This window comes from Streptomyces sp. BK340, assembly GCF_007827595.1.
Taxonomy (GTDB): domain Bacteria; phylum Actinomycetota; class Actinomycetes; order Streptomycetales; family Streptomycetaceae; genus Streptomyces.
This window is the reverse complement of record NZ_VISR01000044.1, coordinates 38,993-60,484: the sequence shown is the minus strand read 5'-3', so window position 1 is coordinate 60,484 and position 21,492 is coordinate 38,993. Positions and strand designations below refer to the sequence as shown.

Annotated in this window: 22 protein-coding genes; 7 read left to right on the top strand and 15 right to left on the bottom strand. The window is 70.4% G+C overall.

What is annotated here, in order from left to right:
• Positions 1-169: 169 nt before the first annotated feature.
• The 3 genes from FB157_RS44515 to cynR all read right to left on the bottom strand — a co-directional run bounded on the left by FB157_RS44515 (position 170) and on the right by cynR (position 2,668).
• Positions 170-961, bottom strand: coding sequence for a class I SAM-dependent methyltransferase (locus FB157_RS44515; protein WP_145887173.1), 792 nt, complete (start codon positions 959-961; stop codon positions 170-172).
• 93 nt (positions 962-1,054) lie between these two features.
• On the bottom strand, positions 1,055-1,357 hold the full coding sequence (locus tag FB157_RS44510) for a transposase (protein WP_222441033.1): 303 nt from the start codon (positions 1,355-1,357) through the stop codon (positions 1,055-1,057).
• A gap of 402 nt (positions 1,358-1,759) precedes the next feature.
• Complete coding sequence (gene cynR, locus FB157_RS44505; RefSeq protein ID WP_145887171.1) at positions 1,760-2,668, bottom strand: transcriptional regulator CynR; 909 nt, start codon at positions 2,666-2,668, stop codon at positions 1,760-1,762.
• 126 nt (positions 2,669-2,794) lie between these two features.
• Here cynR and FB157_RS44500 point away from each other — a divergent pair, with 126 nt between their 5' ends.
• Together FB157_RS44500 and cynS are read left to right on the top strand one after the other, a co-directional pair.
• Entirely contained in the window at positions 2,795-3,400 is a 606-nt protein-coding gene (locus tag FB157_RS44500) for a carbonic anhydrase (RefSeq protein WP_145887168.1), read from the top strand.
• Positions 3,401-3,542: 142 nt separating this feature from the next.
• A complete protein-coding gene (gene cynS, locus FB157_RS44495; RefSeq protein WP_145887166.1) occupies positions 3,543-4,013 on the top strand; it encodes a cyanase in 471 nt (156 codons plus the stop codon).
• Between the two features lie 152 nt (positions 4,014-4,165).
• Here the strand turns inward: cynS and FB157_RS44490 are convergent, their stop codons facing one another.
• Positions 4,166-5,083 (bottom strand): AraC family transcriptional regulator, encoded by a 918-nt coding sequence (locus FB157_RS44490; protein WP_145887164.1) that lies wholly within the window; start codon positions 5,081-5,083, stop codon positions 4,166-4,168.
• A gap of 144 nt (positions 5,084-5,227) precedes the next feature.
• Here FB157_RS44490 and FB157_RS44485 point away from each other — a divergent pair, with 144 nt between their 5' ends.
• The 3 genes from FB157_RS44485 (at position 5,228) to FB157_RS44475 (ending at position 7,453) form a co-directional block, all read left to right on the top strand.
• On the top strand, positions 5,228-5,545 hold the full coding sequence (locus FB157_RS44485) for a putative quinol monooxygenase (protein ID WP_145887162.1): 318 nt from the start codon (positions 5,228-5,230) through the stop codon (positions 5,543-5,545).
• Positions 5,546-5,674: 129 nt separating this feature from the next.
• On the top strand, positions 5,675-6,643 hold the full coding sequence (locus FB157_RS44480; protein ID WP_145887160.1) for an alpha/beta hydrolase: 969 nt from the start codon (positions 5,675-5,677) through the stop codon (positions 6,641-6,643).
• Between the two features lie 51 nt (positions 6,644-6,694).
• Complete coding sequence (locus FB157_RS44475; RefSeq protein ID WP_145887158.1) at positions 6,695-7,453, top strand: SDR family NAD(P)-dependent oxidoreductase; 759 nt, start codon at positions 6,695-6,697, stop codon at positions 7,451-7,453.
• Positions 7,454-7,587: 134 nt separating this feature from the next.
• On the opposite strand, the gene FB157_RS44470 is transcribed toward FB157_RS44475, so the two are convergent.
• The 6 genes from FB157_RS44470 to FB157_RS44445 all read right to left on the bottom strand — a co-directional run bounded on the left by FB157_RS44470 (position 7,588) and on the right by FB157_RS44445 (position 12,812).
• On the bottom strand, positions 7,588-9,150 hold the full coding sequence (locus FB157_RS44470) for a carboxylesterase/lipase family protein (protein WP_145887156.1): 1,563 nt from the start codon (positions 9,148-9,150) through the stop codon (positions 7,588-7,590).
• 15 nt (positions 9,151-9,165) lie between these two features.
• Positions 9,166-9,804 carry a GPP34 family phosphoprotein gene (locus FB157_RS44465; protein WP_145887154.1) on the bottom strand — a complete coding sequence of 213 codons (639 nt, stop codon included), beginning with the start codon at positions 9,802-9,804 and terminating at the stop codon, positions 9,166-9,168.
• 124 nt (positions 9,805-9,928) lie between these two features.
• Positions 9,929-10,588, bottom strand: a complete 660-nt coding sequence (locus tag FB157_RS44460) for a response regulator transcription factor (protein ID WP_145887152.1) — start codon at positions 10,586-10,588, stop codon at positions 9,929-9,931.
• The gene (locus FB157_RS44455) at positions 10,585-11,754 is read right to left on the bottom strand and encodes a sensor histidine kinase (protein ID WP_186581957.1); all 1,170 of its coding nucleotides are present in this window, start codon (positions 11,752-11,754) and stop codon (positions 10,585-10,587) included. The genes FB157_RS44460 and FB157_RS44455 overlap by 4 nt, the downstream gene beginning before the upstream one ends.
• 134 nt (positions 11,755-11,888) lie before the next feature.
• Positions 11,889-12,092: a hypothetical protein gene (locus FB157_RS44450; RefSeq protein ID WP_145887150.1), complete on the bottom strand. Its 204-nt coding sequence runs from the start codon at positions 12,090-12,092 to the stop codon at positions 11,889-11,891.
• Between the two features lie 48 nt (positions 12,093-12,140).
• Positions 12,141-12,812 (bottom strand): hypothetical protein, encoded by a 672-nt coding sequence (locus FB157_RS44445; protein ID WP_261386968.1) that lies wholly within the window; start codon positions 12,810-12,812, stop codon positions 12,141-12,143.
• A gap of 478 nt (positions 12,813-13,290) precedes the next feature.
• Between FB157_RS44445 and FB157_RS44440 the strand changes: the two genes are divergently transcribed.
• Together FB157_RS44440 and FB157_RS44435 are read left to right on the top strand one after the other, a co-directional pair.
• Entirely contained in the window at positions 13,291-14,562 is a 1,272-nt protein-coding gene (locus tag FB157_RS44440; protein WP_145887148.1) for a cytochrome P450, read from the top strand.
• Positions 14,563-15,019: 457 nt separating this feature from the next.
• A complete protein-coding gene (locus FB157_RS44435) occupies positions 15,020-16,291 on the top strand; it encodes a hypothetical protein (RefSeq protein ID WP_145887146.1) in 1,272 nt (423 codons plus the stop codon).
• An 89-nt stretch (positions 16,292-16,380) separates the two neighbouring features.
• On the opposite strand, the gene FB157_RS44430 is transcribed toward FB157_RS44435, so the two are convergent.
• From FB157_RS44430 to FB157_RS44410, 5 genes are all read right to left on the bottom strand, one after another.
• Positions 16,381-16,917, bottom strand: coding sequence for a GNAT family N-acetyltransferase (locus tag FB157_RS44430; RefSeq protein WP_145887144.1), 537 nt, complete (start codon positions 16,915-16,917; stop codon positions 16,381-16,383).
• Positions 16,918-17,000: 83 nt separating this feature from the next.
• Positions 17,001-17,363, bottom strand: coding sequence for a DUF952 domain-containing protein (locus FB157_RS44425; RefSeq protein WP_145887142.1), 363 nt, complete (start codon positions 17,361-17,363; stop codon positions 17,001-17,003).
• Between the two features lie 387 nt (positions 17,364-17,750).
• A complete protein-coding gene (locus FB157_RS44420; RefSeq protein WP_145887141.1) occupies positions 17,751-18,287 on the bottom strand; it encodes a GNAT family N-acetyltransferase in 537 nt (178 codons plus the stop codon).
• 140 nt (positions 18,288-18,427) lie between these two features.
• Positions 18,428-19,804 (bottom strand): RodZ domain-containing protein, encoded by a 1,377-nt coding sequence (locus FB157_RS44415; RefSeq protein ID WP_145887139.1) that lies wholly within the window; start codon positions 19,802-19,804, stop codon positions 18,428-18,430.
• 133 nt (positions 19,805-19,937) lie between these two features.
• Positions 19,938-21,359 carry a DEAD/DEAH box helicase gene (locus tag FB157_RS44410; protein WP_145887137.1) on the bottom strand — a complete coding sequence of 474 codons (1,422 nt, stop codon included), beginning with the start codon at positions 21,357-21,359 and terminating at the stop codon, positions 19,938-19,940.
• Positions 21,360-21,492: the final 133 nt, after the last annotated feature.

Sequence of the window (21,492 nt, the reverse complement as noted above, 5' to 3'; positions counted from 1 at the left end):
TCAGTCCGCCCCCTTGCGCATACCTCATGCCACCGGCGTACCGCAGGGATCATGAACCGTCAGCCCTGCCGACACCACGCTTTGAAGGTCAGTAGTGGGGGTCGGGCTGGCACAGCACTCCACTTGGCCATTCGGAGACACGGCCGTCTCGGCCGGCCCCACGGCTGGGTCAGCCCGGCTTGACCGCCAGCGTCGCAAAGTAGTTCGACATGTATTGAGCGGTTGCGTTGGATTGGTGCGGCGCTTCCGTGAAGCCGGTGAGGACGAACCCCGCGGCGAGTTGCCCGCCGATCTGGTCGGTGAGGGTGTGGCTGTGTTCAAGAGGGGCATCCGCGCCGAACTTCGTGGCGCGTTCCTCGGCGGAGTACTGCGTGACATCGCTGTAGGGCAGCTTGTGCACGACGATCAGCTCGCCGCGCTCGTCGAGCGCCTCGTGGTCGAACAAGTACACATCAGGGTTGAGGAAGCCCACGAGCAGAGTTCCGCCCGGTCGCAGAACGCGGAAGCACTCACGCCACACCGGTGCCAAGTCTGGTACGAATACGTTGGAGACCGGATGGAATACGACGTCGAATGTTGCGTCGCCGAAGGCGCTGAGGTCGCGCATGTCACCTAGGACGGTGCGCAGCTCGAGTCCGTCCCGCGCCGCCACCATCTGGTCCTGGCCGAGCTGGCGTGGTGAGTTGTCGAATACGGTGACCCGCGCCCCTGCGGCGGCGAGGATCGGACCCTGCTGGCCACCGCCGGAGGCCAGGCACAACACGTCCTTGCCGGTCAGGTCCGTCGGCAGCCAGGAGCGGTCGACTGGCTCACGCCCGATGAGAACAATCGACCAGTCGCCCATGCGGGCGCGCTCGACATCCTCAGCACTCACCGGCGTCGACCACTCGTTGCCCTCTTGGACGTACTTGTCCCAGGCTGCCCGATTGTGGACAGCGGGGTCGACAACAATGTCCTGCACGTTTAACTCCCTGCTACAGCCAAGCGGACAGCTGCGGTCCTGACAGTTCGGTGCCGCTAGCCAACACGATTGCAGGGTGCGGGCTCAACGAATTTAGCGGGCATCAAGGAGTCCACGGGCTCGACGGGTGGTCGCGCAGCGGGTGCGTAAGCGCTGGTTGCCGGGGTTGCGGAAGCCGTAGGCGTCGCGGGCGATGGTCTTGATGACCCGGTTGGTGCCTTCGGAGCCGGCGTTGGTGATCCCGGTGTGCAGGAACGCGAGGATCTCTGGCCACCATGTCTCGATGGTTGTCGCTAAACGCTGCAGTTCGGGAAGGTCGGCGTCGGCGCATCGGGTGTCACAATCGGGCTGCTGGGTGCGTCTCTGTGGGTGACTGGGGTTCAGTGTCTCGACCACTCGCCCCCTACTGGCGACCCCTCTGGTGCGGCACTTGCACAGCGCAGGGAAGGATCTTGATCGATTGCAGGATCCCACCCGGACACACTTCCTCTCGTTGGGTGTCTCGTTATCGATCACCGGCAACCTCGGCCTACAGCCGCCAACGGCCGTGGGAGACAAGGCCCCTGGGGAGCATCCGAACGGGAATGAGCAGGTAGCGGCTGATCTGGATCACGGTCCGGCTGCGGCCGCATCGCTTGAGCCTGTTGATGCATCTCCCTGCCGAGTCCCGATGCTTGTATGCCGCGGCGTCGAAAACTGGTGGGCGACCGCCGGTACGGCTTCGCCGCAGGCGGTGGCGAACCTGCTCGGAGGCCGAGGGATGACTGCGCGGATCCCGCCTCGGCGGAGATGGCCCAGTCAGGAAGGCGGGGCGTACCCACGAGCGCGGACGAGGCTGTGGGTGAGTTGAGCGAAGGCGCGGCCGGCGGCGCTGCGGTAGGCGCCTTCACGTGACAGCAGGGCCACGGAGCGGGTGGGCAGGGGCGGGTCGAGCGGGATGGGGGTGAGGTGGGGATGGTCGTGGGTGATGGCGTCCGGGAGAACCGTGGCCAACGTGGTGCGCTGGACGATTTCGGTGAGGGCCTGGATGGAGTTGGCCTCGACTGCGATACGGGGGGCGACCCGATGCTCGGCGAGGTAGGCGTCGATGTGGCCGCGAGTGGCGAAGTCACCGCTGAGCAGGGCGAGTTCCCTCTCCTGCAAGGCGCGAACGCCTAGCGGTTCAGGCGGTGTCCGGTTGTGCTGGGTGGCGGCTACCAGGCTGAGGGTTTCGGTGAACAGCGGTGTCGCGGTGATGCCGGGCAGATGGGGACCGGTGAAGGCGATGCCGAGGTCGAGGTCGTCGGCGAGCAGGGCCGCTTCGATCCCGTCCTGGGTCGTCTCCGTCATGGTCAGACCGATGCGGGGGTGGTGAGTGTGGAGCTCCGCGATGAGCGGGCCGACGAGATAGGCGGTGAAGGTGGGGGTGACGCCCAGGCGCAGGTGACCGCGGGAGAGGTCCTGGACGTCGTGGATGGCGCGTTCGGCTGCGGCCAGGTCGCGGAGTGCGCGCTGGGCGTGGTCGACGTAGACGGCACCCGCGTCCGTGAGGCGCACCGTGCGGCCGGTGCGATCCAGCAGCTGCACGTCGAGGGCACGTTCGAGCTGTTTGATCTGCTGGGACAGCGTGGGCTGGGAGATGTGCAGCTCTTCGGCGGCGCGGGTGAAGTTGCCCCGTTCGGCCACGGCGAGCAGGTAGCGCAGGTGACGCAATTCCAGGGTGGCCATAAAGTCAACTATAGGTGAGGCCAATAACAGTGATGGATATCAGCGCTTGGACTCTATAGCCGCAGGTCATGCATGGTGGATATCGCCGGCCCAGGGAGGCTGGCAGCCACCGAAGGGAGTGACCCCATGCCCGACCTCGCCGACGGCGTCGCGCGTTTCCAGCAGGACGTCTTCCCGGCCAAGGCGGACCTCTTCGCCCACCTGGCCGCGCATCACACGCCGCACACGCTGTTCATCGGCTGCTCGGACGCCCGTGTCGTACCGGAGCTGATCACCCAGGGCGAGCCGGGCGAGCTGTTCGTCATCCGCACTGCCGGCAACCTCGTCCCCGCCTACAGCCCCGGCGCCAACGGGGTCACGGCGAGCATCGAGTACGCCGTCGCCGTGCTCGCCGTGAGCGACATCGTCGTCTGCGGGCACTCCGCCTGCGGCGCGATGACTGCCCTGGCCGAGGGCCACGACCTCAGCAGCGCTCCCGTCGTCGCCGAATGGCTGCGGCACGCGGACGCCGCCATGGGCCGCACCGCCGGCATGGCGGCGGGCCCACAGAAGACAGCGGCCCTGGTGCGCCAGAACGTGCATGCCCAGCTGGCGAACCTGGCCACCCACCCCTCTGTCGCCCGGGCGCTCGCGGAGGACAGGGTGACACTGCACGGCTGGGTCTTCGACATCGGCACCGGGCGCGTCGAACGGCTCGACGCCGCCGGCACGGGTGCCGCCCTCGCTTCCTGACGAGGGCCCGGCCCGCTCCCTCCCCTCCCCCGAGCCGTTGACACGGTCCCGTACGCAGCCCGACCCACGGGACCACCACTCCCGACAACCCGCCGGTACGCCTTCCCGCGCGAACCGACCCCCCAGAAAAGGATCCCCTCTCATGATGCACGCCCAGTTCGACCCCACCGCCCGCCAGGCACTCGCCGCCGCCGCGGTTGAGGCCAAGACCCGCAAGAACCTCTCCTGGCAGCAGATCGCCGACGTCTCAGGGCTGTCGGTCGCCTTCACCACCGCCGCCGTCCTGGGCCAGCACGCCCTGCCCGAAGCGTCCGCGAAGGCCGTCGCCGAGCTGCTGGAACTGGACCAGAACGCGGCCATGCTGCTCCAGACGATCCCCACCCGCGGTTCGATCTCCGGCGGCATCCCCACCGACCCGACCATCTACCGCTTCTACGAGATGCTCCAGGTCTACGGCACCACCCTGAAGGCACTGGTCCACGAGCAGTTCGGGGACGGCATCATCTCCGCGATCAACTTCAAGCTCGACGTGAAGAAGGTCGCCGACCCCGAAGGTGGCGAGCGCGCCGTCATCACCCTGGACGGCAAGTACCTGCCGACCAAGCCCTTCTGACCCATCCGGCATCACGTGCTACCGGTTCCGGCAGGAGCGCAACGACGGCGAGCGTCGCGTCGCCGGCGCCCCCACCAAGGTCTGTGACCTGCGGACATCGTAGGGCGATCCTCGCTACCGCATGCCAGATTCTCCACCGCGGTCCAACCGGCTCAGGGAAGCACACCTGCCGGGGTACCCGCTGGCGCGCGCACGGTGCGACGCAGGCGGGCGGCGTCCTGACTGGGGGGCGCGCCGAACTGGCGGCGGTATTCACGGCTGAACTGTGACGGGTTGTCGTAGCCGACGCGCTGGCCGACTCCGGTGACGTCGCCGGGGTGGGTGGCGAGCAGCAGCCGGGCCTCCTGCAACCGGATCTGCTTCTGGAACTGGATGGGGCTCATCGCCGTCACCGCCTGGAAGTTGCGGTAGAAGGCGGAGACGCTCATGCCGGAAAGGCGCGCGACGTCCTCGACGCGGAAGGCCTGCGCGTAGTGCTCGCGGATCCAGCGCACGGCCCTGGAGATGTGGCTGAGGCTGCTGTCGGCCAGACCGAGCTCACGCACCGTCGCACCCTGCTCGCCGGTGATCAGGCGCCACAGGATCTCGCGCTTGACCAGTGGGGCCAGCACGGCCCGGTCCCGGGGCTCGTCGAGCAGGCGCAGTAGCCGGACCACCGCGTCGAGCAGCGCGGCCGAAGCGTCGCTGACAGCGATGCCTGACGGCGCGCCCCCGCCGGCCCGGGGGATGTCTGCGGGCCCGGCTTCGAGCAGCAGCTCGGCAACGGCGGACGGTTCCAGCACGAGACCGAATCCGAGCGCCGGGTGGTCGGGGTCGGCCCGGGTGAACTGACCGGTGACGGGCAGATCGACGGATGCGACCAGGTACTGCCCGGGCCCGTACTCGTAGACCCGCTCACCCAGGGCGAGCCGTTTGGCGCCCTGGGCGATGACCGCCAGCACCGTGCCGGACATCGAGGGCGTCGGCGGATCCGACCGGTCGACCTTCGAGATGAGGACACCGTCGACGGCGGTGGTCCAGTCGGGCCTGGCATGCCGGGCCAGCAGGGTGCGGAGCTCTTCCAGGTGCATGCGTCCAGTGCAGCACCATTTTGCCCCGGGACTCCCGTGACCGCGAGGATCGTGCAAGTACGAGCGAGCATCGTTCTAACGTTTTCGCAGGTCACGTCGGTTGAATGGAATCACCTCACTCCACCACCGACTAAGAGGGCTTCCATGATCGCCACATACGGCTTCAACGCCACGCTGACCGCCAGGCCCGGCATGGGCGACCGTCTGATCGACCTGCTGCTGACCGGCCTGAACGAGGGCAGCCCCGGCGCGAGCGAACACTGCGTCGTCTACCTGGTCTCCCGTTCCGCGTCCGACCCCGACGTCGTCCACGTCACCGAGGGCTGGACCAGCGAGGAGGACCACCACCGGATCTTCGCCGGTGAAGCCGCCCAGGCCATCGTGGCCCAGATCGACGGACTGCTCGCCAAGGAATCCGTGTACAGCGACTACGTGCCGGTTTGCGGCAGGGCCGCCTTCTGATCCGGCGCCGGGGCATTCCGGCGCCCAGCCACTCCAGCTCCGTGCCGTCCCGGCCCCGCCGGCTCGGCTCCCGCCGAGCGCCCCTCTACTCGCCCGGCCTCCGGCACCACCGCACGAAAGGCAGCAAACATGACCACGGCACGCCCCGGCCTGGACCCCGAACTGCGTTACCTGCTGGCCGACATGCCGCTGATGCCGCAGCTCAGCCCGGAAGTTCTCGCGCAACTGCGCCGGCTTCCGTCGACGCCCGTCGAGTCCCTCCTCGCCCATCGTCAGGTCGAGCGGCGCGAGGTCACCGTGCCCGTCGAGGACGGTACCCCGATCCTCTTGTCGGTGTTCAGCGCCATGAACACCGATCGCACCACCGCGGCACCCTGCGTCTACTGGATGCACGGGGGCGGGATGGTCATGGGCGACCGCTTCTCGCAGATCGACATCCCACTGGAGTGGCTCGACCGGTTCGGCGCGGTCGTGGTCTCCGTGGAGTACCGGCTCGCGCCGGAGGCCACCGGTACTGCCCTGGTCGACGACTGTTACCAGGGGCTGCTCTGGGTCGCCGAACACTCCGGCGAACTCGGCATCGATCCCGCCCGGATCGTCGTCGCGGGCGCCAGCGCGGGTGGCGGTCTCGCCGCCGGCGTCACCCTGCTCGCCCGCGACCTCGGCACCCCGGCGATCTCCGCGCAGATGCTGATCTGCCCCATGCTCGACCACCGCAACACCAGCGCCTCCAGCCGCCAGTTCTCGGGTGGACCCGGTGTCTGGACACGCGAGATGAACGAGTTCGGATGGCGCTGTGTCCTCGGCGATCTCACCGACGACGAGGTATCCCCGTACATCTCGCCCGCGTTGGCCGACGACCTCTCGAACCTGCCGACCACCTACGTCGACACCGGCTCCGCCGAAGTATTCCGTGACGAGGACACCGACTACGCCGGCCGCATCTGGGCGGCCGGCGGCCAGGCCGAACTCCACGTCTGGGCGGGCGGCTTCCACGGGTTCGACGCGCTGTACCCGCAGGCGCGCATCTCGGCCACGGCCCGCCGGACCCGCACCGACTGGCTCGCCCGAATCCTGCTCCCGGACTCCGCCGCGTAGCGCCGCCCACCACTCACGTACACACACATGACTGCACCCAGGAGGAACACCATGAAGGTCGCCATCGTCACGGGAGCCAGCTCCGGCATCGGGCGAAGCGCCGCGATCGAGATCGCCAAGCGTGGAACCGGCGTCATCCTGACCTACGGCAACAACCCGCAAGGAGGGCTGGAGACGGCTGCCGCCATCGAGGAGGAGGGCGGCACCGCTGTCGCGCTGCCGCTGGACGTGGGTGAGAGCGGCACCTTCGGGGCGTTCCGCGACACGGTGACCGCCGTGCTGCGCGACATCTGGCAGCGCGACACATTCGACTACCTGGTCAACAACGCCGGTTTCGCGCAGACGTCGTTGATCGAGGACACGACCGAGGAGACATTCGACAGGCTCATGCGGGTCCTGCTCAAGGGCCCGTACTTCCTGACGCAGCGGCTGCTGCCCCTGATGGCGGACGGCGGGGCCATCGTCAACACCAGCAGCAACTCGGCGGCGACGGCCGGCCTGGAGCCCGGCTACTCGGCCTACGCGTCGATGAAGGGCGGCCTGAACGTGCTGACCCGGTACATGGCCAAGGAATTCAGTACGCGAGGCATCCGCGTCAACGCTGTGTCGCCGGGGTCGACCCGCACCCGGATCGCCGACGACGCCTTCACCCGTTTCCCCGAGGTGGTTCCGGCCCTCGCCGCGAAGACCGCGCTCGGCCGTGTCGGTGAACCCGGCGACATCGGCGCGATGATCGCGGCACTGGTCTCCGACGAGAGCCGCTGGGTCACCGCCCAGATCATCGAAGTATCGGGCGGCTACAACCTGTAGGGCCCACCGGCGGACCATGCGCGGTCCTGCTCGTTCTTCTGCCCCGCCGGTCGACATCGAGCCCGGCTCACCCCACAGGTCCGTGCCGTGAGGTCCGCCATCCGGGCGGGACCTCACGGCGGTCGTCTCCACGGTCACTGGAGGGCGTTCCAGAACGCGCAGTGGTGGGTCTGCGCCGTGCGGGTGGGGATGATGTGGTCCGGCGCCAGGGACAGCGCCGTCTGCCGGGGCCAGTGCGGCAAGGACGGGCCGTTCGGGTCGGCGGTGCGGGCGAAACGGGTCCAGTAGTCGATCATGGTGTCGGCCAGCCGGTGCTGAGCCGCGGTCAGGTCGCGGGGGCGGCCGCCCAGGTCGAACAGGTAGGGCAGTTCGCTCGCGTGCGGTGCGCCGAGCGGGAACGGCGGCGTGCCCGGGGTGAGCGGCGGGGCATGCTCGTCGGCGAACTCGTAGCGCCGGACGGGTACATGGGCGGCGAGCAGGCTGCCGGTACGCGCCGTCGGGCAGGCGAAGTTCGCGTCGCCGATGACGGCGCCGAACACCGGGCCGCCGTCGGTACGGTGCACCGGGTACTCGCGGACGATCGCCTTCGCCTGCCCTGGGGAGGGGAAGAAGGTGGCTGCGACGTCGGGCCAGGTGGCGGGAGTGACGGGATGGCCGGCCTGGACGATCCCGGCGGCCCAGCCGTTGCCCTCGTCGTGGTTGTTGCCGATGAGTACGGGGACGCGGTGGAAGTGGCCGGCGGCGATCGCCGCCGCGGGGTCGCTGGGCAGCAACGGGGTGGCGTATGAGGGCTGTTGGTCGGTCTCCTGGGTCGCAAGGAGACGGGATACGTCCACGCGCCGCAGACAGGCCATCGTGTCGCGGGCGGAGCCGCAGCCCACCTTTGCCGCGAGGTCGGTTCCCGCGGTGCGCGCCGTGGACAGGGGGACGGAGGACGGAGCGAACGGACGGTCGGGGCGGCCGGTGCACGGGCCGCTCTCGATGATCGCGCGGTCGAAGAGTCCCGCGGCGGCGGGTGCGGCGAGCTGGGCGCAGACGCTGTAGCCGCCCGCCGACTCACCGGCCAGCGTCACGTTGTGCGCGTCGCCTCCGAAGGCGCCGATCTCGGCGCGGACCCAGCGCAGCGCTGCCTGCTGGTCGGCCAGGCCGAAGGTGCCGGAGCCGGGCAGCCCGCTGTGCGCGAGGAAGCCGAGAGCCCCGAGGCGGTAGTTGACTGTGACGACCACGACATCGCCGCGGACGGCCATGCGGTGGGCGTCGTACGAGCTGCCCGCGCCGGTGGTGAAGCCGCCGCCGTGCAGCCACACGATCACCGGACGGGAGCGTGCCGGTCCCGCGCCGTCGGGCGTCGTGACGTTCAGGTGGAGACAGTCCTCGTCAGAGCTTCCGCCGGGAATCTCGCCGGGCGGCTGCGGGCACGCGCCGGCGGGCCGGGTCGCGTCCCGGACCCCGGACCAGGAGTCCGCTGGGCGGGGCGGCGCCCAGCGCAGCCTGCCGACCGGGGGTGCCGCGTAGGGGATGCCCTCGAAGGTGCGGTAGCCGTCGTGGGCGACGCCCCGCACCAGGCCGTTGTGGGTGCGTACCGTCGTGGCGGCGGCCGGCGGAGCGGGCTGTGTCGGTGGCGCTGCGGACCCGGCTGTCGCGAGCACGACGGTCAGGGCGCAGCCGAGGGTGGTCAGGGCGCGGTGCGTGTTCATCGATTCCCCGTTCGGTCAGCTGCCGCCCATGCCGCCCTGCGCGGCGATCATGGTGGTCGGCAGCGCGCGTACAGCTTTCTCCAGGCCCGGCCCGAAGGCGGCGAGAGTCCCCGTGCAGGCGTCCACGCGGGCCCGGAAGCTCTTGTGGTCCTGCCAGGAGACGACCGACAGGACGCGGCCCGCGTCAGCCAGCGCGAGCAGCGCGGCGTCGGCGGCGGGGATCTCCTGCACCGGACCGTCCCCGTGCAGCGTCGCGGACACACGGGCGTGCACGGCGGCGGGAACGCCGCGGTCCGTCACGGTGAGCCGTCGTGTGCCGTAGCGGGTACGGGGTGCCTTCACGGTCAGCAGTCCCGCCGCGGCGAGCCGGTCCTCCACCTCCCTCAGGGTCCGCTTGCGGTGGCGGCGCACGAGGCGCTTCCAGCCGTGCCCGGCGGCGGCATCGCGCAGAACGCCGTCCAGGACGGGGTCGCCGGTCGGGTGGGTGCCGGACACGGTGACCGTGCCGCCGTCCTCGACCAGCCGGCCGCGCAACGCGAGGTCGACCAGGGCGGCGGCACGGACCAGCAGCTCAGTGCGGGGACGGTCGTAGGGGCCTTCGGCCGCGTCGTCGTGGGCGAGCAGATACATGAGGCAGGCGAGGTCGTCGTTCACACCTCGACGCTATGGCCGGCCGCCCCGGCCGCGGATCGGCCATGGGTGTGGTCCGGCACTGGGAACGCAGGAGGATCGCGGCCCGGCCTCCTCCTTGAGGAGGAGGCGGAGGAGGAGGCGGCCGTCAGGGGCGGCGCGGTTGTACGAGGCCGTGGTCGTAGGCGGCGACGACGGCCTGGACGCGGTCACGCAGGCCGAGTTTGCGCAGCACCGCGGTGACGTGGTTCTTGACGGTGGCCTCCGACAGGCGCAGCCGCTCGGCGATCTCCGCGTTCGACAGCGCCTGCCCGATCAAGGTGAGCACCTCCCGCTCGCGGCCGGAGAGGCTCTGCAGGGAGGGCGGCGGTGCCGGGTCGGGTGTGGTGCGAAGGAACCGGTCGAGGACGCGGCTCAGCACCGTCGGCGCCAGCAGCGCGTCGCCGCGCGCGGTGAGGCGAATCGCGTCGACGAGTTCGGCGGGCCGGATGTCCTTCAGCAGGAAGCCGCTCGCCCCGGCCCGCAGGGCGGCGACGACGTGCGTGTCCACGTCCCAGGTGGTCAGCACGAGCACCCGGGCCGGGCTGCCGCACTCCGCGATCCGCCGGGTCGCCTCGATACCGTCCACGACAGGCATGCGTACGTCCATCAGCACTACGTCGGGCGCCAGTTCCCGCGTCAGCCGCACCGCCTCCTGGCCGTCGGACGCCTCACCGACGACCTCGAGGTCGTCCCGGGCGTCGATGATCATTCGGAATCCGGTACGGACCAGGGTCTGGTCGTCGGCCACCACCACCCGCAGTGTCATGACGTGCGCTCCACCGGCAGGTGCGCAGCCACCTCGAACCCGCCTCCGGGCAGCGGACCGGCATGCAGACTGCCACCCACGAGCCGTGCACGTTCCTTCATCCCCACCAGCCCGCGTCCCGCTCCCGCCGCGGCCGAACGGTTCTGCGACGTACGCCCGTTGTCGACCACCGTGACCTTCACGCACTCCTCCTCGACCGTCACGCGCACCCCCACCTCGTCGGCGCCGGCAGCGTGGCGCAGCGTGTTGGTGAGGGCCTCCTGGACGATCCGGTACGCCGCCAGGTCCACCCCGGCCGCCAGCCCGTCGACGGCGCCCTCGCGGTGCACGTGCACGGTCATCCCGGTCGCACGCACCGTGTCGGCCAGCTCGTCCAGACGAGAGAGCGACGGCCCCGGCGCCCGCCGCTCCCCGGCCCCGCCCTCCCCCGCGTCGAGCTGGAACGCACGTAGCAGCAGGCGCAGTTCACCGAGCGCCGAACGGGCGCCCGACTCAATGGCCCGCAGCGCCTCACGGGCCTGCTCGGGCCGTTCGGTGAACACGTCGTCAGCGGCACCCGCCTGAATGACCATCACCGACAAGGTGTGCGCCACGACGTCGTGCACCTCGCGCGCGATCCGCGCGCGCTCCTCAACCACAGCCCGGCGCATCTCCGCCCTCGTCCGTGCCTGATGCGCCCTGCGCCACTGCCCCGCGGTCCACGCCAGGACCACCGTCAGCAGATAGACCGCCAGACCCGTGGGGCCACCCGCCCCGAACGCGAGCGGTGCCGGCAGGCACATAGCCGCGAGCGCCCACGCCGACACCCGCCGCGGCCTGGTGGCCGACAGCACACACAAGGTGACCTGCGCCGCGAGCAACGCCCCCGTCAAGGTCACCGCGGGCAGCAGCGCCCACACCACGAGCCCCGTCGCCGCATTCGCGGCCAGCACGGGGACCGGAGCGCGCACCTGCCATCTCAGGGCACAGGCCTGCGCGAGCACCAGGGTCATGGACACGGGCAGCCGCCGGCCGTGCTCCGCTCCGGCGACAAGTACCGAGGTGCCGAGGACGGCGAGCACCAGACAGGCCGACCCCCACCACAGCGCCCGGGCCACCCGCGGCGACAGCTCGCCCCGCGCTTCCCCGGCGAATGCGTCGTCCGGCTGACTGCTGCTGCGGTCCACGCCCCGACCCTACCCAGCGGCGCGGGCCGGGCCGCTCAGGACACCACCACGTACACGACGGCCGTGCGTGTCCGAGGCCGCCCCGCCAACACCTGCCGGGCGGCCTCAGGACGGCAACTGCCGAAGGCGCGGCGTCACGCGGGCGCCGGGGCCTCCTTGGGGTTCGGGTCGTACATGTTCGCGCCCTCTTCGGTCTTCGTGCAGCAGAAGACCGAAGAGGCCGGCGAGGGCGGCCGACGAGCGGGCCGCGCGTCCGATGGCGCCCAGCACGCCGTGGACGAGTACTCGAACAGCATGAGGAGTCTCGACGCGGTCGGGTCCTGGAACGTTCCCCGCATCAATGGCACCCCCACTTCGCCGGGCAGGGTGCGGGCATGTTTCCCGCGTCACGCTGACGCGGGCGTACCGCGGGTTCGTGCCTGTACGACGGCGTCGTGGAGGGCCTCGGGGTCGTCCGCGTGGAGCCTGATCACGTTGACGAGGCGGGGCGTGCCGAAGAACTTCGGTGCGTTGACCGGTGTGGTCAGTTCAAGGGTGATGGAAGTCTGCGAGGCGATGGGGAGGTTCAGTTGGCCGTCCGTCTTCTCGTGGGTGAAGAGCGCCTCGCGGCGGACGGCGGCGATGTGTTCGATGGGGACGTGGATGTCGACGTTGGCTGCCTGCCGAACACGCAGGGTTCCCTCGGCGAGGACGTGCGGTCGGGTGACGGTTGCGGCCTGCATGCCGAAGACGAACAGGACGGTGTAGACGTCCACGACCAGGAGGATGGAGTGGATGACGGGCCGGTCGGAGAGGAGGCAGGACACGGCGACGGTCTCGACGATGCACGCGAAGGCGCAGCCGTACATCGTGAGGGCCTGGTCACGGCCGTGGGTGAAGACCGCGTCGGCGCCGTCGACGCCGTGCGGCCGGCGGGCGACCCATCGGATCAGGCTTTCCATGACGCGCCCCTCGTGCGCCAGGATCCGCAGGAGTGGTCCGGGTACGACCCTCGCGAGCACTTCCCGTGCGGGGGCGTTGAAGGAGGGCCGGGTCGTCGGGGGCTTGGAAGTGGTCATGCCGTTCCCGCCTGTCGTTGCTTCACGAGTTCGAGCGCGCCTTTGACAGCCGCAGCCTGAGCCGGTGCCGGATCCGCGAGGAAGGCGTCCGTGACAGCCGGCGTGGTCGTCAGCGACGTACGCCGCCCCGTCGTCGGACAGCCGGACCGCCGGCTCCGCGGTGGCTCGGGTCGCCTGCGGGTCGTCCGGGTGCACGCCGGCGAGGGCGGCGAGTTCGCCGATTCGCATGACCTCAGTGAAAACCGTGACGCTACGACAAGGTCAAGGACGGCCTGAGCGGCAGTCGGCACACCCGACCCGCCCGCAGTGGGAAGGTCCCAGGCAGGTCGAGGCTGGAGCCGTCCGTCCCCGGCTTCGGAAGTCAGCGGGCTGGACGGACCAGGCCCTCGGCCGGGGCGTCGGCGGAACGGACTTGTACAACCGGCCTTCGACACCGCACTGTTGCCCGGTATTCGTCCATACCGTCAGGAGTCCCGGCTTGTCCTCCCACACCCCCGCTCCCGTGCCCGCCCACGTCGTCGACCCCGCCGGCGGCTGCCCGCACGCCCTGAACGCCGACCTGCGGGCCCGGGGGCCCGTTGCGGACATCGTCCTGCCCGGCGGGGTGCCCGCGGCCGTCGTCCTGGGGCACGACGCGCTCAAGGAGTTCCTCGCCCACCCCGACGTGGCCAAGGACGCCCGCCACTGCCCGGCCCTGAACGACGGCACGATCCCCGCGGACTGGCCGCTACGGGTCTTCGCCAACGCCCAAGGCATGCACACCGCCGACGGCGCCGACCACCGCCGGCTGCGCTCCCTCGTCGGCAGCGCCTTCACCGCCCGCCAGGTCGAGCGCCTGCGGCCGCGCATCGAGGAGCTGACAGCCGGACTCCTCGACGACCTCGGCCGAGCCGCCGCCGAGGACCCGGACGGCATCGCGGACCTGCGCACGCACTTCGCGCTCCCGCTCCCGATGAGCGTCATCTGCGAGCTGCTCGGCGTGGACCCCGAGCACCGCGACCGGCTGCACGACCTCACCTACACGGTGATCATCGCCACCGACACCACCCCCGCGGAGGTGATGGCCGCCGTACGCGAGCTGGTCGAGCTGCTCGGCACCATCGCTGCCGCCCGCCGGGCCTCCCCCGGCGACGACCTCACCAGCGCCCTGATAGCCGCCCGCGAGGACGGCGGCGACCGGCTCAGTGAGGCCGAACTCATCGGCACGATGCGCCTGATGCTGGTCGCCGGCCACGAGACCACCCTCAACCTGATCAGCAATGCCGTACGGGCACTGTGCACCCACCGCGACCAGTTGGCGCTGGTCCTGGACGGCAAGGCCACCTGGTCGGACGTGGTGGACGAGACGCTGCGCTGGGACGGCCCGGTCAGCTGGTTCCCCTTCCGCTACCCCACGCGCGACCTGGCCCTCGGCGGCACCGTGATCCCGAAGGGCACCCCGGTCCTGGCCGGCTACACCGCCGCCGGGCGCGACAAGGACTTCCACGGCCCGGACGCCGACCGCTTCGACGTCACCCGGCCCGGCGCGGCCCGGCATCTCTCCTTCGGCCAGGGCGTGCACTACTGCGTAGGCGCACCGCTCGCCCGCCTCGAGGCCACGATCGCCCTGGAACGGCTCTTCACCCGCTTCCCTGACCTCGACCTCGCCGTCCCCGAGGCCGAACTGCCCCGCCAGCGCAGCTTCATCGGCAACAGCGTCGAAGCGCTCCCGGTGCGCCCGGGCCGGCTCTCAGACGCGCGTTCCCACTGACCCCTGCCGGCCCGCGGCGGGCGGGGACAGTTCTGTGCTGAGCCGGTCCAGCGTCGGGATACATGCCGCTCCAGGTCTGGAAGTTGTGGCCGCCGGCTGGCGGATGAGGCTCCTGACACGGACCCCGCTGCCCGCCGCGGCCGGGACGAACGCCTCCCATCGCTGCGGCGGGCTGTCCCGGCCCTGCGCGGAGTCGGGCAGGTGGTATCGGCCCGGACGAGCAGGGGAACGACCGCGCCGCCTGCCAGCCCGACCACTGGACGACATTCTGACTGCACCTTCTCCGGCCGCCGAGACGCGCAGCGAGGTCTGCGTAGACAGCGAGCGATGCGGCCTGCGGGCGTGGCTGAATCTTTGCCTGTTCGTCATCTCCAGGCCGCCGTTGATGTCATGTCGCGCTCCCTGGGGATCCAGTTCACTGGAGCGCCCCCCTCAACCGGACCTGAAAGAGGGACGCATGTCGAGACGCATGCTGAAGCACGGGCTTGTCCCGCTCGTCGCCATCGGCCTTGCCTCTTCCGTAATGTCGACCACCACGGCATCGGCGGCCGGCACGCCACTGACGCTAGCCGTGTTCGGCGACTCGCCCTACGGCAAGTCGGCGTACGCGCCCGCGGGGCAGTCCGCGGACATCTCGCAGTTCCAGAAGACCCCGGCATTCATCAGCACCATCAACAGTGACCCGACGATCAGCGGCGCCATACACGTGGGCGACATCCACTCGGGCAAGGAGTTCTGCACCGACGCCTACGACGCCTCGATCGCCTCCGTGTGGCGGAACTTCAGCAAGCCGCTCGTGTACACGCCGGGCGACAACGAATGGGCCGACTGCCACAAGGCGTCGAGTCTGGCCTCGCCTGGTCAGGGCGGCGGCTTCTACGACTCGTCCTCCGGTGCGATCAACTACATCGGCACGAGTGGCCTGTCGACCGACACGGCAGACTGTGTCAGCTACCACTGCGGCAACCCGCTCGACAACCTCGCCAAGGTCCGGCAGGACTTCTTCGCGCAGCCCGGTCACACCCTCGGCAGCGGGACACTGAAGGTGGTGTCCCAGGCCACCGCCTACGACCCGAGCCACCCGGGGGACGCACAGTACGTCGAGAACGTGAGGTGGGCACAGCACGACATCGTCTTCGTCACCATCAATGTGCCGGGCGGCTCGAACAACGACTCCGACCCTTGGTACAAGGTGCCGAACGCGACTCAGGCGCAGACCGACGAGCGTGACAACCGCACCGCCGCCGACGTCCGCTGGCTCGATGCCGCCTTCGCCGAGGCGCGGGCCCAGCACGCCAAGGGCGTGGTGATCACGGCGCAGGCCGACATGTGGGACCTCGACGGCAAGACCAAGGACCGCCTGACGAACTACGAGCCGATCATCAGCGAGGTCGCGGCGAGGACGACCAGGTTCGGCCGTCCGGTGCTGATGCTCAACGGCGACTCGCACCTGTACCGCTCGGACAACCCGCTGTCGCCGACGGCGACGTGCACCGGCGAGACGGACCCGGCCACCGGCGGCAGCGTGTGCGCCCACGACCCGGACAACAACGCGTGGAACGAGCACCCGTACTACGACGTCCCGAACTTCCACCGGATCGTCGTACACGGCAGCACCACCCCGCTGGAATGGCTGAAGCTGACCGTGGACCCGAACGCCAACCACCCCGTCACTGACACGGCGTACGGCCCGTTCAGCTGGCAGCGGATGCCACAGCCACAGCTGTAATGCCTTGAGCACACACGACCGGCCACGGTGCCCCATGTGGGCTCCTGGCCGGTCGCGTCCCCGGTGTTCTTGAAGGCTGAAGCAGCCCGTCACATGGGGAGCGAGAACAGGCGTACTGGCCCTGAGGGCCAGCGGGCGTCGTCGTGCAGGGGCGTCACCATGGTCCGCAGCGGCATGGGCACCAGGCGGGCTCCGGGTTGTTCGACGAGTACGTCGTTGTCGAGCGGGTGCCATCCGAGGCGCTGGTAGAGCGATACGAGGGGAGGCCGGCAGAACAGGAGTGCGTGCTGAGGACCCATCGTGCGGGCGTGCTCCAGTGCGGCTGCGACGACGAGCCGCGCCAGCCCCTGACCTTGCATGCCGGGTGCGACGGCCACACCGCCGAGGCCCATCACCTCTGTCTCGGCGTCACCGATCGCGACGGGCAGCCGCAGCAGGCCGGTGTGTGCCACGAGGCGGCCGTCATGCCTGATGCCGAAGTGCACTTCTTTCGGCAGCCAGGTCAGACCGGTCCAGGCGACACCGAAGGGATCATCGCCGCTTCCGAGGATCTCTTCCTGGTCCGCCTTCGTGTACTGGGCAAGCCGCACCACAGTCGGTGCCCCAGCGGATCGGTTCTCAGACATTCCCACATGATGATCTCTACGCCGAGCACTGGCCAAACCATTCTCCAGCCGATCCGAGCCGTCCAGAGCCGGGAAGCTCAGTGTCAACTCACATCCCGCAGTCCTGTCGCCCGGCCGTCAGCGTCCCACTCGACCTCCAGGACACGCTCGACGGCGTCGCGGTTGAGCGGGCCGAACACATGCGGGAACAGGACACCGTCGGCAGTCCCGGGCGGCGGGGCGGGATCCGCGGCCTCGAAAACACACTTCGCGGTGAGGCGGCCCTCGTCGAGGAGCAGAGCCAGCAACGGCCTCGGCGCATCCCGATAGAAGGCGTTGACGACGGCCAGCGTGGTCGCCTCGTCGGGGGCGCAGTGGACGAATCCGTCCTCGGCGAGCGAACCGGGTGTGTACGGCTGGTCAGGCTGCGCGGTCCAGTCATCCAGTGGAACAACGTGATAGATCATGACCTGGTTATACAACCTGCATGGTGAGGTCTGCCGTATCGCCCGTGTCATCGGCCCGGCCGCTGTCGACCGCCGCGACCCGTAAGGGCCCGATGAGCCCCGCGAAGCGTCGCATGGCGTGCGGCTCGCCGGCCGGGGCGGCCCCTTCAGGCCCTGCTAGAGCTCGACCAGATGTGGTCTGACCAGCAGCAAGGTCGCCGGGCGGTCGCTCACCTTCCCAGACGGCCAGGCTTCGAGTGGCCTATTCCTGGGTGTCCTCAGTCATGACGGAACAGTGCCACGCTGCCCTCCCCGGGCAGTGATGCGCCCAGGCAGGGCGCAGGCAACCGTACGAGGAGCCGAGGCGACCCGAGATCACCGTACTTCGCCGGCCGTTCCGTCACGAACTCAACCCGGCGTGACCGGGGACCTCATGCCGAGCCACTGCTCGGCGCCCCATGCCTCGAACCGCTCTACCTCGGTGAACCCCAGCTTCGCCGCAAGGCGCATCGAGCCGACGTTGGCGGTCTGAGTGGTGAGCACCACCGGCTCGCCGGGAAGGGCGTCGGCGAGCCAGCCGAGTGCCGCCGCGCACGCCTCGGTGGCGTACCCGGATCCCCATGCCCGCGGCAGGAACAAGTAGCCGAGATCGGCCTTCCCCACGGCAGCCGGGCGACGATGCCCGGTTGCTCTCCTGAGCAGGATATGGCCGATCATCGCCCCGTCGAGTTCGACGACGAAACTTCCGGGCCACCGCTCGGGCACCTCAGGTGTCTCGCGCTCGAGCTCGTCACGGGAGCGGGGACCGCCGAGGTAGGTGTGCACCTCTGATGAGGCGAGCAGTTCGATGAACGCCGCACGATCCCGCGATTCGGGCTCTCGGAGCACGAGCCGCTCGGTCCTGAGCGGCTCAGGCGGCCAAGCCACGAGTTCCAGATCTTCCATCCGCGCACGCTAACAGACGGTCAAACCCACCGAACGGGAAACACTTGGCTTCCCCGCCCGCGGAGGGCAGTCTCGCGGCCGACCCGATACCGCCACATCACCCCCTCGAACTGCTGCCGTTGCCGCACCGGATAGGTGCCCTAGTCGCCTCTGGTGTAGGTGAGACGTTCGACCTGGCCGGACGGGAAGTCGTCCGAGACCGCCTTGCCGTTGACGACAAGCTGGACGGCGGAGGCATCGCCAAGGATCAGGTTGATCTGGTCCTTGTCCGTGAGGGTCTTGGTCTCGCCGTTGTCCAGCAGCCCGTCGAACAGCACGAGGCCGTTGTGGCCCTTCGCCGAGATCCAGCTCCGGCTGCTCTTGGCGGTCACCACGACGGTGACCCGGTCCTTGGGGGCTTCGCTCACCCGGGACGATGGGGGCGTGGACGGCGGAGCGGAAGCCTGCGACGTGGCCCGCCGGGAATCCGAAGCGGCGACGGAGGGTCCGCCGCGCTTGTCGTCGTCCCCTTGCCATGTGAAGGCGAGGATGACGCCCACAAGCGCGCTCGCCACGGCCGCGGCCACGATCAGCAGGGTGGTTGCGCGGGGCCTGCGCGAGGGTGCGGCCGGGGCAGGCCGGAGAGGTTCGTCGACGCGGCCGGGATCGGCGGGAGGAACGACCGGGGCCGGCGGCGCGGCGCGCGGCCGGTCAGGGGTCCCGAGCGCGATCGTGTTCGGGTCCGGGTCCGGCATGAGCGAGCTCAGGAGCGCCTCGGGCGTGGGACGGTCGGCCGGATCCTTGGACAGGCAGGCGGCGACCAGCGGCCGCAACTCCCCCGGCAGTGCGGAGAGATCCGCGGGCTCGTGCACCGACCGGTACATCAGCCCCATGGGCGTTCCGGTGCCGAACGCCCTGCCTCCGGCCGCCGCGACGAGCACGGCCCCGAGCGCGAACACATCGGCGGCACCGCCGACTTCGTCGCCCTGCGCCTGCTCGGGCGCGAGGTATCCGGGAGTGCCGAAGGCCGCCCCGGTGGCGGTCAGCCGGGTGGACTCCACGGCCCTCGCGATGCCGAAGTCGAGGACGCGTGGGCCGTCGTCGGCCATGATGATGTTGCCCGGCTTCAGATCCCGGTGTACCAGCCCGCAGGCGTGGACGGCTTGGAGCGCCTCGGCCAGCGCTGCCCCGAGTGCCGTCAACTGCCCTTCGTCCATGGGTCCTTGACGCTCGATCAGTTCGGCGAGCGTGGGGCCGGGGATGTACGCGGTGGCCAGCCAGGGCGTCTCCGCCTCGGGATCGGCGTCCACGACCGGAGCCGTGTGGAAACCGCCGACTCTGCGGGCGGCCTCGACCTCTGCGCGGAACCGCTGACGGAAGTGCGGGTCGGCCGCCAGTTCGGGGCGGGCCACCTTGACCGCGACGGCCCGACCGCTCCGTGACCGGGCGAGGTAGACCGTCCCCATGCCGCCCGCACCCAGCTCTCGCTCGACGGTGTAGACACCGATCCGCCGTGGCAGATCCGCGCTGTTCTCCATCGCCTGCAGGCCTCCCCCTGCGCACGGTCACCCGTACGTGACGCCGTCCGGTGCACCCCGGCCGATCTCCGGTCCCGCGTATCCGTCCAGCAGCGTAGACGAAGACACCGCCCGGCAGTCCGGGAAGCCGTGTTCAGCCGCCGCGCCGCACCCGGGCCGCCGCGCGGGCATCCGCGAGCCTGCGGGCCTCGCTGCTCTTGCGGGACGGCCTGCCACCGGAGCCGCCCTTCGCGTCCTTGGTGGTGCCCAGGCCGCGAAACGGGGCGTTGTGGTTCTTGGGGCGCGGTACGGACGGCCCGCCGTCGAGAGGCTTTCCGGAGGCAGCCCTGGCGCCGGTGATCCGGCTCAGTTCCGCTTCGCCGGACCGCACTTTGGTGACCTTGGGGGCGACGCCGGCGTCCGCCATGACCTGGCTCGTCTCGCGGCGCTGTCCCGACAGGACGAGTGTCACGGCGGTGCCGGAGCGGCCGGCCCTGGCAGTGCGGCCCGCGCGGTGCAGATAGTCCTTCGGGTCGGTGGCCGGGTCGACGTTGACCACGAGGTCGAGGTCGTCGACGTGCAGGCCGCGTGCGGCGACGTTCGTCGCCACCAGCGCGGTGACCTCCCCGTTCTTGAACTGGGCCAGGGTCCGGGTGCGCTGTGGCTGGGACTTCCCGCTGTGCAGGGCGGCGGCGGCCACGCCGTTGGCCCGCAGATGCCGTGTGAGCTGGTCGACGCCGTGCTTGGTGTCCAGGAACAGCAGAACGCGGCCGTCCCGGGCTGCGATCTCCGTGGTCACGGCGTACCGGTCCGGGCCGTGCACGACGAGGACGTGGTGCTCGATCGCCGAGACCGCGCTGGACGAGGGGTCCACGGAGTGCACGGCGGGGTTGCGCAGGTAGCGCTGCACCAGCTGGTCGACGTCGCGGTCGAGGGTGGCGGAGAACAACATCCGCTGCCCGTCAGGGCGCACCTGGTCCAGGATCTCGGTGACCTGCGGCAGGAACCCCATGTCACACATCTGGTCGGCCTCGTCCAGGACCGTGATGCGCACCCGTCCCAGTCGGCATCCCTTGCGGTCGATGAGGTCGTGCAGCCGGCCGGGCGTGGCGACGACGATCTCGGCGCCGTCCCGCAGCACGGCGGCCTGCCGTCCGATGGACACCCCGCCCACCACGGTCGCGATCCGCAGCCGCAGCGCCTCGGCGTACGGGGTGAGCGCCTCACCGACCTGCTGCGCCAGCTCCCGGGTGGGCACCAGAACGAGCGCCAGCGGCTCCTTGGGCTGCGCGCGCCGCCCGGCCGTCCGGGCCAGCATCCCCAGGCCGAAGGCGAGCGTCTTGCCGGATCCGGTGCGACCCCGGCCCAGGACGTCCCGCCCCGCGAGCGCGTTGGGCAGTGCCGCCGCCTGGATGGGGAAGGGCACCGTCACACCGTGCTCGTCGAGCGCCCGCAGCATCTCGGCCGGCAGCCCCAGCTCCGCGAAGGACGCTGCCGGGGGCGGCGCCGCGATGGCACCCCCCGCCTCGGACACATCGTCCTGCTGCCGGGCATCGGCACGTGCTGATTCACTCACAGAAAGCCTTCCTCCGAAGGGACCGTACCGAGGAAGGCGCGGCGGGGACGCGGCCACCAGCCAGGGACACCGAACCGGGCACCGACACAGCGACGCTGCAAAAGTTGCAGGGTAGCACGGGGTAACCGTCCGG

Coding starts and splice junctions, on each gene's coding strand:
- cynR (WP_145887171.1), bottom strand. CDS start 2,668: ATGGCCACCCTGGAATTGCGTCACCTGCGCTACCTGCTCGCCGTGGCC.
- FB157_RS44500 (WP_145887168.1), top strand. CDS start 2,795: ATGCCCGACCTCGCCGACGGCGTCGCGCGTTTCCAGCAGGACGTCTTC.
- cynS (WP_145887166.1), top strand. CDS start 3,543: ATGATGCACGCCCAGTTCGACCCCACCGCCCGCCAGGCACTCGCCGCC.
- FB157_RS44490 (WP_145887164.1), bottom strand. CDS start 5,083: ATGCACCTGGAAGAGCTCCGCACCCTGCTGGCCCGGCATGCCAGGCCC.
- FB157_RS44485 (WP_145887162.1), top strand. CDS start 5,228: ATGATCGCCACATACGGCTTCAACGCCACGCTGACCGCCAGGCCCGGC.
- FB157_RS44480 (WP_145887160.1), top strand. CDS start 5,675: ATGACCACGGCACGCCCCGGCCTGGACCCCGAACTGCGTTACCTGCTG.
- FB157_RS44475 (WP_145887158.1), top strand. CDS start 6,695: ATGAAGGTCGCCATCGTCACGGGAGCCAGCTCCGGCATCGGGCGAAGC.
- FB157_RS44470 (WP_145887156.1), bottom strand. CDS start 9,150: ATGAACACGCACCGCGCCCTGACCACCCTCGGCTGCGCCCTGACCGTC.
- FB157_RS44460 (WP_145887152.1), bottom strand. CDS start 10,588: ATGACACTGCGGGTGGTGGTGGCCGACGACCAGACCCTGGTCCGTACC.
- FB157_RS44450 (WP_145887150.1), bottom strand. CDS start 12,092: ATGCGGGGAACGTTCCAGGACCCGACCGCGTCGAGACTCCTCATGCTG.
- FB157_RS44445 (WP_261386968.1), bottom strand. CDS start 12,812: ATGACCACTTCCAAGCCCCCGACGACCCGGCCCTCCTTCAACGCCCCC.
- FB157_RS44435 (WP_145887146.1), top strand. CDS start 15,020: ATGTCGAGACGCATGCTGAAGCACGGGCTTGTCCCGCTCGTCGCCATC.
- FB157_RS44430 (WP_145887144.1), bottom strand. CDS start 16,917: ATGTCTGAGAACCGATCCGCTGGGGCACCGACTGTGGTGCGGCTTGCC.
- FB157_RS44425 (WP_145887142.1), bottom strand. CDS start 17,363: ATGATCTATCACGTTGTTCCACTGGATGACTGGACCGCGCAGCCTGAC.
- FB157_RS44420 (WP_145887141.1), bottom strand. CDS start 18,287: ATGGAAGATCTGGAACTCGTGGCTTGGCCGCCTGAGCCGCTCAGGACC.
- FB157_RS44415 (WP_145887139.1), bottom strand. CDS start 19,804: ATGGAGAACAGCGCGGATCTGCCACGGCGGATCGGTGTCTACACCGTC.